This is a genomic window from Leptolyngbya subtilissima AS-A7 (genome assembly GCF_039962255.1).
In the GTDB taxonomy this organism is placed as follows: Bacteria; Cyanobacteriota; Cyanobacteriia; order Phormidesmidales; family Phormidesmidaceae; genus Nodosilinea.
In genome coordinates this window covers 1-13,333 of record NZ_JAMPKY010000010.1, presented here as the reverse complement: position 1 = coordinate 13,333, position 13,333 = coordinate 1, and the positions used below count along the sequence as shown (strand labels likewise).

The window sequence follows — 13,333 nt, the reverse complement described above, 5'->3', positions numbered from 1 at the left end:
GTTTGTTAGGCGGCCATATCAAACAGCAGCACCTCAGTCTTATCAGCAGCCCCAGTCAGGCTCAGGGTGTCGAGGTCGCTGACGGCAGCGCCATCTCCGGCGGTGAGGTCATGGCCGTTGAGGTTAACTGCGCCACGGGCCACCTGCACCCAAGCCACTCGGCCCGGAGTCAGGGTGTGTGCCACTGCATCGCCATCGCTCAACGTGGTGGCGTAGAGACTGACATCCTGATGAATGGTGACGGAGCCGTCGCGGCCATCGCGGGAACCGACTAGGCGCAACTGACCTTGCTTGGCTGCGGGTGCGATTGAGATTTGCTCGTAGCCAGGGTCAATGCCCTCAGTCTCAGGCAAGATCCAGATTTGCAGGAAGTGCACCGGGTTAGTGTCTGAAGCGTTGAACTCGCTGTGGCGAATGCCCGTGCCCGCCGACATCCGCTGCACATCCCCAGGGCGAATGACGGAGCCAGTGCCAAGGCTGTCTTTATGCTCCAGTGCGCCATCGAGCACGTAGGTAATGATTTCCATGTCACGGTGGCCATGGGTGCCAAAGCCCTGGCTCGGTGTCACCTTGTCTTCGTTGATCACCCGCAGGCTGGCAAAGCCCATGTGCTTAGGGTCGTAGTAGTTGCCGAAGGAAAAGGTGTGGTGAGAATCAAGCCAGCCAAAATTGGCGGCACCACGTTCATTAGCAGGACGAACCTTAATCATTAGAGACACCTCCTATTAGCGTCAATGGATTGGAAACATCCGAATAAATTAAAGATATACTGAATCCAATTAAAGGACAATACCCAATATTAAAGACGCATTGTCGCCCAAATAAGGACAATGATTGGCGGCCACGCTCTAGTCAAAGCCTACTTCCCCTATTCCCCTCCTTCTCCCAAAATGGACAAACTTGAAAGCATGCGCGCTTTTACCCAAGTTGTTGAAGCAGGCGGTTTCGCTGCCGCTGCTCGCAAGATGGACCTGTCGCGATCGCAGGTCAACAAGCTGGTGATCAATCTAGAAGAGCACCTGCAAACCCAGCTTTTGCAGCGCACCACCCGCAAGGTCTCCCCCACCGATGCTGGCCGCGCCTATTACGATCGCTGCCTTGCCATCCTCACCGACCTCGAAGAAGCCGAACTGGCCCTAACTCGTCTGCACCAAGAGCCGCGCGGCAGCCTGCGCATCAACGCACCGATGACCTTTGGCACCCTACACCTCGCCCCACTGGTGGTAAAGTTTATGGCTCAGTACCCCGACCTCTACATAGAGCTGGTGCTCAACGATCGCCGCATCGACCCGATTGAAGAAGGCTTTGACATCACCATTCGCATTGCCGCCCAGCCGCCCGGCCCTGGGTTGATCGCTCATATGCTGGCCCCCTGCCCGCTGGTGGTGTGCGCGGCCCCCGACTATCTACAGCAACGCGGCATCCCGGCTCATCCAGACGATCTCAAACAGCACGACTGTCTACACTACGGCCACCGCGCCCAAGACAACAGCTGGACCCTGGTAGGGGATGAGCCGCATACGGTCACGATCAGTGGGCCGCTGTGCTGCAACAACGGCGAGGTGCTGCGAGCCGCTGCTCTGGAAGGCTTAGGCATCGTCATGCTGCCCGATTTCATCGTGGAAGAGGATTTGAAGGTAGAACGCTTGCGACCTATTCTTGCTGACTATCCGCCTCCACCAATCAACATCTACGCGCTGTATCCAGTGAATCGCCACCTATCAGCGAAGGTGACTCGGCTAGTGGAGTTTTTGGCAGAGAAAATTTAGGGGCTCGTCAAACTTGGCTGTATAAATATGGTGCAGCCTAAAGAATCATTACCATCTCCAGGATTTTGGCTGAAGGGGTTGAAGTAATAGTTATCTAGACAGTTGAGGTGAAGTGATGTTAGCCTCTCAGCGGCATTGGCTCAAACGCTTCGGAGCAGGTGCTTTTTTGAGTTTAATAGTTAGCGGTGCGGGGTTATTTTTGGCTCCAGGCACAGAGCCGGTCATGGCCCTCACAAATGAAGAAATAGCCGCGCGGGTGGCAAGTTTTCGCCAGTCGAACGAACGCTGGTTTCAAATTGATCTATCGAGCCAGCGGTTGACCGCTTGGGAGGGAGGCACTCCGGTCTATGCGGTCGTTGTCTCGACGGGGAAACGCTCAACGCCAACGGTAACGGGGGTGTTTGAGGTTCAGTCGATGCATCGAACGACCAGAATGCGGGGTGCAGATTATGACGTGCCCGATGTACCGTGGACAATGTATTTTTACCGGGGCTACGCAATTCATGGAGCTTACTGGCACCACAATTTTGGTACGCCCGTGAGCCATGGCTGCGTGAATGTTGCGGTTGACCATGCCCAGTGGTTGTACAACTGGGCCGATCTGGGAACACCCGTGGTTGTGCAACATTGAACCGCTAATCCAGGGCTGATGCTGAACGAAGTTTTGTTTGCAAGAACATCACGTTCTTCTGCACTAAATTGGTGTTAAAAAGCTAGCGCGATCGCCGTAGAGATACTTCTTCCAAGGCGGTAGCCGTTCCGTCTGAAATGGTTTCGCTCTTGTGGGGTGTGTCACATAGGGCGATGGACATAACCCTACTTGGCGCGGCTAAAGGCGATCGCCGCCGCAATGATTAAGCTGAGTAATGCCAGAGGCACCCAGAGGTCATTTGCCATCATCATGGGGCTACACCGTGTAGAGCGTGGGTGAACTGCCATGACTGTATCCGACCGGGTGATCTTTTTACAGGAGCGCACCCCCCTCAGCGTGCTGCCCGAGCCTACTCTAGAGCCCTTAGCTCAAGCCATTCAAACCTTGACCGTGGCCGCCGGGGAAACCGTCGTTGAGGCCGGCCAACCTCCCCAGGGTCTCTACATTCTCTGGGAGGGCAAGCTCGGCACCGAGGCTACCCTTGGCGGGGCCAGCTTCTTGCCCGGCGCAGTGTTGAATCTGGAGCCTCTGCTGCTCGATCAACCGGTTGAGCAAACCATTCAAACCCTCTGCGACAGCACCCTCTGGTTCATCGATCGCGACCCGTTCCAGGCCCTGGTGCAGCAGTACCCCGATATTTTGCAAACCTTTACCCGGCAGCTGGTAGACGTAGTCAAGCGGCTGTCGTCTGAGGCCGAGCTAGAGCAAGAGCGCCAGGCCATCCTACGCCCCTACCTGGTGGCCAAGGCTCGGCGGGGGGTGATTGGCCGCAGCCGCTATGCCACTCGGCTGCGGGCTCAGCTACGAGAAGCCGCGGGCGATCGCAAATCGGTGCTGATTTTTGGCGAGCCGGGGCTAGAGAAAGACAATCTGGCGGCGCTGATTCACTTTGGCTCTAAGCAGCGGCAGCTGCCAATTATCAAGGTCAACTGCGGCCAGCTCCAGGCCAACGGGGCCGATCTGTTTGGCCGGGCGGGGGGGCGCATGGGGCTATTGGCGGCTCTGGGCCCAGGCACCCTGGTGCTCAACAACCCCAGAGAACTAGGGGCTGAGCTAGCGGAGGCGATCGCCGAGCTAATAGAGACTGGCCAATATCGCCCCGTCAGCCGCGATGGCGAAATTGTTCCACCGGTCACCGCCGAAGCCCGCATTATTTTGCTGGCGGAACAAGCCGTGCCAGTTTTGGACGATGTGGTCGGCGAGACCATCAAGGTGCCTCCCCTGCGGGTGCGCAAAGCCGACATCGAAGACTGGGTCAACTACTACCTCTCACTGATCAGCCGTCGGCGCAGCACCGGACGGCTGACGCTCACCCCGGAGGCCGTCCGCCGCCTTCAGTCCTACGACTTTCCCGACAATCTGCGCGAGCTAGGGAATCTGGTGGAGCGGGCGGCGGCTCAGCTCTCGGGCGGTGGCCTGATTACCGAAGAAATTATCTGGCCCGCCCAGAGCAAAAAGAAACAGCTGCGGCTCAACCTGCTCAATCGCTACCCCGATCTGCGACGGTTCTTGCGCAGCCCTTGGTGGCCCGATCGCATCAACTACGGCATTACCCTTACCTTGTTCGCCGTCGTCATCGCCGTGCTCTGGTTTGGCCCTCAGCAGCGCCACGAGAATGTAGCCTTAACCGTGTTTTGGGCCTGGTGGTGGCCCCTGGTGCTGCTGAGTTTCCCCTTTGTGGGGCGGCTGTGGTGCGCCGTGTGCCCCTTTATGATCTACGGCGAAGTCACCCAGTGGATCTCGCAAAAGCTGTTCCCCGGCAGGCTCAAACGCTGGCCCCGCGAGGCGGCCGAGCACTGGGGTGGCTGGTTTCTCTTTAGCCTGTTCACCCTGATTTTGGTGTGGGAAGAGGTGTGGCACCTGGAGGATGCGGCCTACCTCTCCGCCTGCCTGCTACTGCTGATTACCGCTGGGGCAATGATCTTTTCGGCCCTGTTTGAGCGGCGATTTTGGTGCCGCTACCTCTGCCCCATCGGCGGCATGAACGGCATGTTCGCCAAGCTCTCGATGACCGAACTGCGGGCACAGCAAGGCACCTGCTCAGCGGAGTGCACCACCTACCAGTGCTACAAGGGCGGCCCCAAAAAAGGCGAAGGCCAGGAGACCAACGGCTGCCCCCTCTACTCGCACCCGGCCCAGCTCGAAGACAACCGCGACTGCGTGCTCTGCATGACCTGCCTCAAGGCCTGCCCCCACCGCTCGGTCGAGCTAAACCTGCGGCCCCCCGGCATTGAGCTGTGGACGACGCACCGACCCCGCGCGTCTGAGGTGGCGCTGATGTTTCTACTGCTGGGGGCGGTGTACCTGCATCGCCTGCCCGAGCTACAGACCCAGTTGGGTATTCAGCTGCCGATTGACACTGTAATGGGTCACAGCCTAGTGGCCTTTGGCGTGCTGGCGCTGCCCGCCCTGCTGCCCCTCAGCATCGAAGGCGCGCACTGGCTGTGGCGCAAAACCCAGGGGCTGCCTCGGCGGCCAGCGGTGCGACTGGCCTACGGCTATCTGCCCCTGGTGTGGGCGGCCAACCTGGCCCATTACCTGCGCCTAGGGCTAGGGGAAGGTGGGCGCATTTTGCCCGTGTCTTTAGCCACCTTTGGCGCCTCGGGGGGAAATCTGCCCGTTTGGGTGGCCCACCCCGCAGTAGTGGCCTTTCTCCAGGGCGTAACGCTGCTGTTGGGCATGGCGCTGTCGGTTTGGCTGACGGTCAAAATTTGTCGCCAATCTGGCCCCCAGCGGTGGATTCAGCATGCCTGCACCGGGCTACTGGGGCTAAGCCTATGGTGGCTAATTCCAGGATTTTAAGTAGATTAAGTTAGGGCTGTAGCCCCGGTCGAGTTGGTCGCACCCGCCATGTAAAGTTCAGTGTAGAATCCCTTCTAGGTAGTGCCACCCACAGTCACCCCCCGGTCAAGCCTGGTAGGGTACTGCTAACTCAGCACACGCATCTATAAACCTCAGCACACGCTCTATAGCGCTCGTCCGTCTGTCGGTCGTTCCCTCCAGGTCGTCACCTTGCCCCGAGTTCCTCTTCATCGGTTTCGCCATGTTCCAGGAAAGTTCGCTGGACTTCAAGCTGGTTCAGCGCGTCTGTTTGTTGCAGCAGGCCCTTGACCAAGCTAAAGAGTCTATAGAAGAGATGCAGGAGCAGGTGGAGAACCACCAGATGCTCCAGGCCCACCTTGCCCAGACCGAAGAATATTCAAACGTTCAGCAAAAAATTATTGTCAACCTCAAGCAGCAGCTGGATGCCAAGGACGAGTGGCAACATCAGGTGTTTGAACAGTTGTTGGTGGGGGTCAAAGGGCTAGTAGTTGATCAGCAGCTTGAGCTAGAGCGCCTGCGGGTGCGCATTCACCAGGGCCAGGCTGAGGTACAAGACTACCTGGTGCGGCTGAAGAACTACTACCAGAGTTTGGCCATGGGCCGCGCCCCCGGCCAAGACCTAGATTTGAACTCTGAGGTGATGATCGCGCGATCGCTCACCGTCAGCTTGAGCAGCCAGCTCCAGGCGGCCCAGCAGCACGTTCAGCACCTCGACAACACCCTTACCCGCCATCAGGTGACCCTGGCCCGCATGCAGGCCTACGCCAAAGGCGATAGTCAGAGCATGGGCGAGCCCATCGAGGCTTCTAGCGACCCCCTCGCCCTGCCACCAGCAGCCGAGGCGCTAGATGACGACCCCATTGCCCTCAAAACCATAGTTGAAGCCCAGCGGCAAAAAATTGCCGAGCTGAATAACCAGCTCGGCCAGCAGTTTCATCAGCAAACCAGCCTCAAGTACCGCTGCCAAGAGATCGCCGCCGAACGCGACGGCCTGAGGCAGCAAGCCACCGCCCTCAAACTAGAAAACGAAGCGCTACAGGAACAGCTTTGGCACCAGAATTTGGATAGCGTGGGGTGAACAGGGTATAAGGGTGCAGGGTTTTGGGTGTAGGGTCTACGTTACCCCTGCCGGCGGCTACAGTTTTTCGCGGATGCTGTCGGCCTGAGATAGCAGCGCCTCAGCAAAGGAGAGGGATTGCTGGTGCGACTCGCCCCCGGCTAGCTGGGCCAGCTCTTCGCGGCGATCGCTGGGCGACAGCGGCAGCACCCGCACCACCGTGCGCTCGGCCTCGCCTGCTTTGGCTCCCTTGGCCAGGGCGGCTTCGACTACCTGCTTACCGACTCGAAAGTGGGCATCGGCCAGAGCCGCCACCATGGGCTGGTGGGTGACGCAGAGCACCTGGTGCTGGCGACCGAGCTGGTAGAGCTTTTCGGCGATCGCCTGGGCCACCCGGCCCGACACCCCCACGTCGATCTCGTCGAACACCAGCGTGCCCACCGGGTCTACTTGCGAAAAGCAAGCCTTCAGCGCCAGCAGAAAGCGGCTCATCTCACCGCCCGAGGCGGTCTCGGCCAGGGGTTGCAGGGGCTCGCCTGGGTTGGGGCTAAACAAAAACCGAATGCCGTCGGCCCCGTTGGCGGTGGCGGTAATGGGCTTGAGTTCGACCTCGAACTGCACCCGATCCATGGCCAGGGGTTTGAGTTCGTCGACCAGGCGCGTCTCTAGCTTCTGGGCCACGCCCTGGCGCAGCTGGGTCAGTTTGGCGCAGGCTTCCGTCAAGGCGGTCTGGGTCTTCTCGACCTCGGCCTCTAGGGCTTCGATGGATTGGCCTTCGCCTGAGAGTTCGGCGAGGGCCTGGTTGACTTCGTCGCGATAGGCCACCAGCTCAGGCAGGGTGCGGCTAAAGCGGCGGCACAGGGCCTTGAGCTGGCGCATACGTTCTTCGACTTCTTCGAGCCGATCGGGGTCGGCTTCGACGCTGGCTCCGTAGGCGTTGATGGCGCGCCCAGCTTCTTCGATCTGGGTGAGGGCTTCGCTGACCATGCCCAAAATCGAGGTGATGGCTGGGTCGTAGCGCTCCATGTCGATCAAGATGGCTTCGGCTTTGCCCAGCAGGTCGGCGCAGGCGCTCTCGCCGGCATCGCTCTCGTAGAGAATTTGGTAGGCCGCGTAGCTGTTTTGTTGCAGGTCAACGCTGTGGTTGAGGCGATCGTGCTCTTGGGCGAGGGTTTCGAGTTCTTGGGGGTCGTCGAGCTGGGCTTGCTCTAGGTCTTGGCGGTGCATGCGCAGCAGATCGAGCTGGTCGCGGCGCTGCTGGTCGGCTTTGCGGCGGGTGTCTAGCCGTTTTTTGGCCTGGGCGGCTGCGTCGTAGGCGGTGGCGACTCGCTGGCGCTGGGTGACGAGGGGGGCACCGCCAAAGCCGTCGAGCCATTCGCGCTGGCGATCGGGGGAGCCGAGCTGCACGGTCTGCCCCTGGGCGGTGATTTCGACCAGCTTTTGCCGCAGCACTTCGAGCTGGGGTCGGGTGGCGGGGCTGCCGTTGAGAAATGAGCGGCTGCGCAGGGTCTTGCCCAGGGTCAGCTCTCGCCGCAGCACTAGGGCACCGTCAGCGGCGGGAAACTCCTGCTCGGCTAGCCAGGTGTGGATTTCTTTGGGTACGTCAAAGGAGGCTTCTACTAGAGCCTTTTGGCTGCCCGATCGCACCAGTCGCTGGTTGGCCTTGCCCCCCAATGCCGCGTCGATGGCGTCGAGAATGATCGATTTGCCCGCTCCGGTCTCGCCCGTGAGCACGTTTAGCCCGGCCTCGAGCCGCAGATCGAGGTGATCGATCAGGGCAAAGTTCTCGATGTGCAGGGCGGTTAACATAGGGTCGTTAGCATAGGGGCAATGAGCTAGTACTCACGTATTTTAATTGGAACCACTGTCGATACGCCTCTGAATGTGGGGAAGTAGGGTGGCTGCTGCTTAGATTGAGGCTTTCGTCATATCGTAGGGTGCATTGCTACGCGAATGCACCATAGAGAGGCAGAGTTGGAAGGAGTAGCTCCATATAGCGAGCAGTGCATTGCGGCCCCAAGGCAGAATCTGTGGGGCTTTGCGCGAATTTGTGGGCCGGGAATGCACCCTACGCGTGGAGCCTATCGCAGCCAGGCCACAAGCAGAACGAGGGCAACACCCAAGGCAAACCAGAACATCAATGGATGTACCTTCAAACGTTTTTGGAGCCAGATAAGCGGTGAAAACGCTGTGCGGAGAATGAAGAGGAAATAGCCCAGTGGTAGAAACAACCACTCCATCCTTTTTTCATTAGCGATCTGCTGTTCTGCCCAGTCATCACTCAGGTTCTGAATTATATTTTTCGTCCAATTTGGAAAGGGAGCTGCGGCTAGGGGTAGCTGCATATCGTGCCAGGCGCGATATGCCTGACGCCGATGCTCCATAGCGAGCTTGAGACGTCCGCGCTGCTGGTAAGCATTAGCTAAACTCCAATGGGAGCTGGCTTCACTACCACGATCGCCAATTTCTCGCTTGATTTTCAATGCCTGCTGATAGAACTTGATAGCCTGCTGGTATTGCCCGAGAAACTGGTAGGCAACGCCCAAATTGCTCAGGGATTTGGCTTTGCCACCACGATCATCAATTTCTCGCGCAATGTCATGTTGCTGCTGGTGGAACTCAATCGCCCGTTGGTATTGCCCCAGAGATTGGTAGGCACTGCCCAAATTGCCTATAGATGCAGCTTCGCTATCGCGATCACCAATTTCTCTCGCAATTACCAAGGATTGTTGGAAGAACTCAATCGCCTGCTGGTATTGCCCCAGAGACTGGTAAGCATTGCCCAAATTACCTAAGGATTTGGCTTCGCCACAGCGATCACCGATTTCTCGCGCAATCACTAAGGATTGCTGCAAGAACTCAATCGCCTGCTGGTATTGCCTCAGAGAACGATAGGCAACACCCAGATTGCACAGAGATGCGGCTTCACTACCGCGAGCACCGATTTCTCGCGCAATTACCAAGGATTGTTGCAAGAACTCAATCGCCCGCTGGTATTGCCCCAGAAACTGGTAAACAGCGCCCAGATTGCTTAGGGATGCGGCTTCGCTACCACGATTGCCGGTTTCTCGCGCAATGTCATGGTGCTGCTGGTGGAACTTAATTGCCTGCTGGTATTGCCCCAGAGAACGGTAAGCATTGCCCAGATTGCCCAGGACGGCGGCTTCGCCATCTCTGTAGGCAATAGATGTAAATAGGACTTTGGCTCGTTGATAGATCTCGACAGCTAATTGATAATCTCCTAGATTCAGATGCAGACCAGCGAGTTGATTCCATACCCAACCCAAATCCTGGGTTTCCTTTTCACTTTCAGGTTGCCAATGCTGAGTCAGCATCTGGCAAATAGGCACCAAATCGCGCCAGTATCCTGCTCTTTGCAGTAAATCAGCACAGCGATCAAGAACTTTATACGCCCAACCATATTGTCCTAGTTCAACGGCATGGTAAAAGGCCTCTAATTCTTCTTGACAACTGGCAATAGCACCATCCCAGGATCGGTAATGGGCTTGGTAGTAGGCAATAGCCTGCTCGTGAGCCTCTTTTTTTACTGTGTCCGAAACCCAATCTTGTACTAATTCTGCAATTAGGGCATGTAGGGTAAAGCGCTGATCTTCCTTCACTAAAAGCGCCTGAGCTACCAAACCCTGTAAGTCTTCTAACGTTACCGTTTCTTCCATCGCCTGGGCCATGGCTAGGTCAAACGGTAGCCGATAGACCGATACCCGCAACAACATGTCTTTCCAGGGTTCGGGCAATGCCTCAAACACCTGTTCAAAAATTAGCTCTACCTTAGCTTCAGCCAGACTGGTAGCGTCTCTCCGGTACGGCTCAAACAGTTGGCTAAAGAAGGTCACGGCTGAGTCATCCACCTTGGCTCCTGGAGTTTGTCGCACCCAGGCCGCCGCCAGGTTAAGCAATAGGGGATGCCCATCGGCCAGCTCAACCAGCTCAGCAATGCAATCTCCGGTTAACCCTTCTCGCTGTAAAAAAGCTGTGCCTTCAGTCAACGACAGCCCACTTAGCTCAAAGGACATCGATGTGATAGATGCTGGTCGCGTCGTCACCAACAAGCGACTGCATTGTCCCTGCCTCGCCCAAGTTTGCAGAAATTGCTCAAACCAGGGCCAATCGGTAGACTGCCGCAAAGATTCCACATTGTCCATTACCACCAGGGTTTTGACCGGGCGGTTTTGGTCGTTGAGCCGGTAGGTTAACTCCCGCAGCAGCAGATCTTCTTTTGCAGCAGGGTCTTTTTGCGGGAAGCCAATTTCTTGCAAGATCCAGCGGGCAAAACGATCGAATCCGTAAGCTTGCCACAGCTCTCGTCGAAAGTTGACCCACAACCGCTTGTCAAAGTCTGTTGCTAATTCAGCATAGGCCCAGGCTGCCAGCCAAGATTTGCCAAAGCCCCCCACCGCCACGATTTCGGTCACTGGGTCGCGGGTCAGGCGATTCCGCAACTCAACCTGCACGGCCTCGCGATTTACCCAGGTCGCTTCAAAATTTGGCGGCGACTCTCCTACCCCAGACACAATAATTTCCTGGGGACCGATGTACGACTTCATCTCAACCGAGACATCCCCTATGGAGATATCTCGACCCGCACTTAAATCCTTAAGAACTTCTTGAGACTTGTCGGGGCTCACCATCGGCTTTTCTTACTGCTTCGCCGACACATTACCTAGATCTACATCCTCAGTTGCCTCTAAAGTGGAAGCCACTCTTTGATGAGTCGCTTCACCAGATTTGACTTCTGCGGTTACATCTTTAGCACGAATATTGCGCGCTTTTATGCCCACCAACACATCCTGTAGCCGCGTTGGTGCTTCGGTTTGAATTTGCTTAACGATTTGCTCCAACTCGTTGCGAAAGTCGTCATCTTCAAATATCTCCCCGTCCAGCACCCGCACCAAGTTGGCCTCGGCTTCTGGCGCTTGTCCTTGGTTGGCTTCAAGTTGAGCAAGGGCAGTAGCGGCATTCTTGCGCCCCTTAAAACGATTGGCAATGGTTTCCCAGAGCTGATTTACCAACTTCTTCCCAGCCTCACTCGCTGCGCCCTCTGTAAATTTTGTGATCGCTAACCCTACAATCACTGCTGCTGTAATAGTTACTGGTTCTACCACCGGTTCAACCTTGTAAAACTTTCAATGCCACCCCTTTCTAGCAGATTTTTCGTGTGACAGCCCATAGTAGGGTGCATTCGCGCAGCAATGCACCACTCCCCAAGCAACACCGAACACCCCACCATTCCTATTCCCGCAAATATCGATGCACACTCGAATACGCCCAATCCCTCGGGCTCTTCACCAACCCATGCTTCACAGGGTTGAAATGAATGTACTCACAATGGTTCACGAAATCTCGCTCATTCCGAATAGCATGCTCCCAATAGCGCCGCTGCCATAAATTCCCCTCCCCCCGACGTTCCCCCGATGCGCTTTTCCCCAATGGCAGCGCCAGATCCTTGGCGCAGGCTTTCGTCACCATGAGCTTGATCAAGCGCCAGCGTTTGGCATAGTCGGCATCGATTTCTGGCAGCGTCAAAATGCAGTGAAAATGATCAGGCAACAGCACAAAGGCGTCGATCGCGAAGGGGTGTTTTCGGCGTACGGCAATGATGGCTTCTCGCAGGGCTTGTCGGCCAAGCTCAGTGCAAAGCCAGGGGTGGCGCTGATAGGTAACGTGAGTAAAAAAATAGCTACCGCCAGATCGGTATAGGCGTCGGTAATTGGGCATTAACGTGAGGCGAAGAATTTCGCTTAGGGTGCCCGCGTTGTGGTCGGGATCTTGGGCGGGGGCAGGTTGTGTATTACTTCGGAGGCGATGTCACACCTCAGCGCAATGGGCATTATCGGAGGCGATCGCACCAAATTTGGGTGGTTTTGTCTGCGGGGGAGATTGGTGGGTGGCGGGAGTGGTGGTGCATTGCTGCGCGAATGCACCCTACTCAATAAAAAATCAGGTCTTTGGGCAAAGTTTGATTTATCTTGCGATCGCGTAGGTCAAAGGTGGGCGATGCCCACCCTACAGCTTGATACCCAGGCAGAGCATGGGCACCAGACACATGAAGCAATCGCGACCTGGTAACAAACAATCGCATCCCAGTGATTAACAATCGCACCTCGGTAACAAGCAATCGCACCTCGGTAACAAGCAATCGCGCTCCGGCAACAAACAATCGCACCCCGGTAACAGACAATCGCATGCCGGTAACAAGTAAGTACGGGGGTGGTTATGCTTCACCATCATCGCTACTTCATTCAGCAGCGCCTGTCCATATCTTTTTCATAAAGCTGCGCCGTTTTTTCCGGGTCGGCGATCGCAGCGGGCACATTGCCCTGAGCGACAGGCAAGCCTCCCCAGCCCTACCGCCACCCCGATGCTTTAACCACCCTTTTGTATTGGCATCAAGGAGCACTACACCCATGCTCAGCACCGATACCACCCGCCGTTTGCGGCCCGACTACCTCGATCAAGATGTTGCTTCCCATCAAGATGTTGCTTCCCTGCGCGGTGCGCGCACCATCGCCGACTACACCTCCGCCCGCCCCAAGACCACCCTCGAAGGGCTCCAGAAAAGCTACGCCGAGATGATGGCCGCCCAGGACGAAGAGGCTGCGATCATGGTGCGCGCCAAAGCCGCCGCCGACAAGGCCCGCCTGGCCGAGTGGCAGTTCCACCAAAACGTGCTGGCTATGAAAGAACTGGTGTGCGGCGTCTACGGCTCCGACAGCAACGAGGCCCAGGCCATCGGCTACAAGAAAAAGTCTGAGCGCAAGCGTCCCCGGCGATCGGCTGCGTAGTCATTTAGTCACTTATTTTGGTCCAAACCGCTGCCCCTCAAATCCTTTGAGATTTGGGGGGCATGCCATTGGGTGCGTCCCACGTCTGTGGCCCACCCTACGGGAAGCAAGCTACACCCTTGTATCTTAAGCAGCGGGACGGTAGACCGATGTCTCCCCGGTTTTAGAAACCGAGATTTAGTCCAGGTCACCGTTCTGCCATTGGTCAATAGCTCGAAAAATCGCCAGG

At 56.9% G+C, this 13,333-nt stretch carries 12 protein-coding genes; 5 read left to right on the top strand and 7 right to left on the bottom strand.

Annotation, left to right across the window (positions count from 1 at the left end; translation table 11 throughout):
• Nucleotides 1-5 precede the first annotated feature (5 nt).
• On the bottom strand, nt 6-710 hold the full coding sequence (locus tag NC979_RS19995; RefSeq protein ID WP_190520984.1) for a pirin family protein: 705 nt from the start codon (nt 708-710) through the stop codon (nt 6-8).
• A 180-nt stretch (nt 711-890) separates the two neighbouring features.
• Here NC979_RS19995 and NC979_RS19990 point away from each other — a divergent pair, with 180 nt between their 5' ends.
• Nucleotides 891-1,769, top strand: coding sequence for a LysR family transcriptional regulator (locus NC979_RS19990; protein WP_190520982.1), 879 nt, complete (start codon nt 891-893; stop codon nt 1,767-1,769).
• 223 nt (nt 1,770-1,992) lie between these two features.
• A complete protein-coding gene (locus NC979_RS19985) occupies nt 1,993-2,400 on the top strand; it encodes a L,D-transpeptidase (RefSeq protein WP_242024092.1) in 408 nt (135 codons plus the stop codon).
• 185 nt (nt 2,401-2,585) lie between these two features.
• Here NC979_RS19985 and NC979_RS19980 read toward each other — a convergent pair whose 3' ends face one another.
• Nucleotides 2,586-2,708 carry a hypothetical protein gene (locus tag NC979_RS19980; RefSeq protein WP_255524844.1) on the bottom strand — a complete coding sequence of 41 codons (123 nt, stop codon included), beginning with the start codon at nt 2,706-2,708 and terminating at the stop codon, nt 2,586-2,588.
• Between NC979_RS19980 and NC979_RS19975 the strand changes: the two genes are divergently transcribed.
• Both NC979_RS19975 and NC979_RS19970 read left to right on the top strand, forming a co-directional pair.
• Complete coding sequence (locus NC979_RS19975; RefSeq protein ID WP_190520978.1) at nt 2,707-5,223, top strand: cyclic nucleotide-binding domain-containing protein; 2,517 nt, start codon at nt 2,707-2,709, stop codon at nt 5,221-5,223. The genes NC979_RS19980 and NC979_RS19975 overlap by 2 nt on opposite strands.
• 241 nt (nt 5,224-5,464) lie before the next feature.
• Entirely contained in the window at nt 5,465-6,322 is an 858-nt protein-coding gene (locus NC979_RS19970) for a coiled-coil domain-containing protein (protein WP_190520976.1), read from the top strand.
• Between the two features lie 57 nt (nt 6,323-6,379).
• On the opposite strand, the gene recN is transcribed toward NC979_RS19970, so the two are convergent.
• The 5 genes from recN to NC979_RS19945 all read right to left on the bottom strand — a co-directional run bounded on the left by recN (nt 6,380) and on the right by NC979_RS19945 (nt 12,506).
• Complete coding sequence (recN, locus tag NC979_RS19965) at nt 6,380-8,110, bottom strand: DNA repair protein RecN (protein ID WP_190520974.1); 1,731 nt, start codon at nt 8,108-8,110, stop codon at nt 6,380-6,382.
• A 272-nt stretch (nt 8,111-8,382) separates the two neighbouring features.
• The gene (locus NC979_RS19960) at nt 8,383-10,950 is read right to left on the bottom strand and encodes a tetratricopeptide repeat protein (RefSeq protein WP_190520972.1); all 2,568 of its coding nucleotides are present in this window, start codon (nt 10,948-10,950) and stop codon (nt 8,383-8,385) included.
• Nucleotides 10,951-10,959: 9 nt separating this feature from the next.
• Nucleotides 10,960-11,424, bottom strand: a complete 465-nt coding sequence (locus tag NC979_RS19955) for a hypothetical protein (protein WP_190520971.1) — start codon at nt 11,422-11,424, stop codon at nt 10,960-10,962.
• A 127-nt stretch (nt 11,425-11,551) separates the two neighbouring features.
• The gene (locus tag NC979_RS19950; protein WP_190520969.1) at nt 11,552-12,037 is read right to left on the bottom strand and encodes an REP-associated tyrosine transposase; all 486 of its coding nucleotides are present in this window, start codon (nt 12,035-12,037) and stop codon (nt 11,552-11,554) included.
• A gap of 211 nt (nt 12,038-12,248) precedes the next feature.
• On the bottom strand, nt 12,249-12,506 hold the full coding sequence (locus NC979_RS19945; protein WP_190520966.1) for a hypothetical protein: 258 nt from the start codon (nt 12,504-12,506) through the stop codon (nt 12,249-12,251).
• Between the two features lie 220 nt (nt 12,507-12,726).
• Here NC979_RS19945 and NC979_RS19940 point away from each other — a divergent pair, with 220 nt between their 5' ends.
• Nucleotides 12,727-13,104 carry a hypothetical protein gene (locus NC979_RS19940; RefSeq protein ID WP_190520963.1) on the top strand — a complete coding sequence of 126 codons (378 nt, stop codon included), beginning with the start codon at nt 12,727-12,729 and terminating at the stop codon, nt 13,102-13,104.
• Nucleotides 13,105-13,333: the final 229 nt, after the last annotated feature.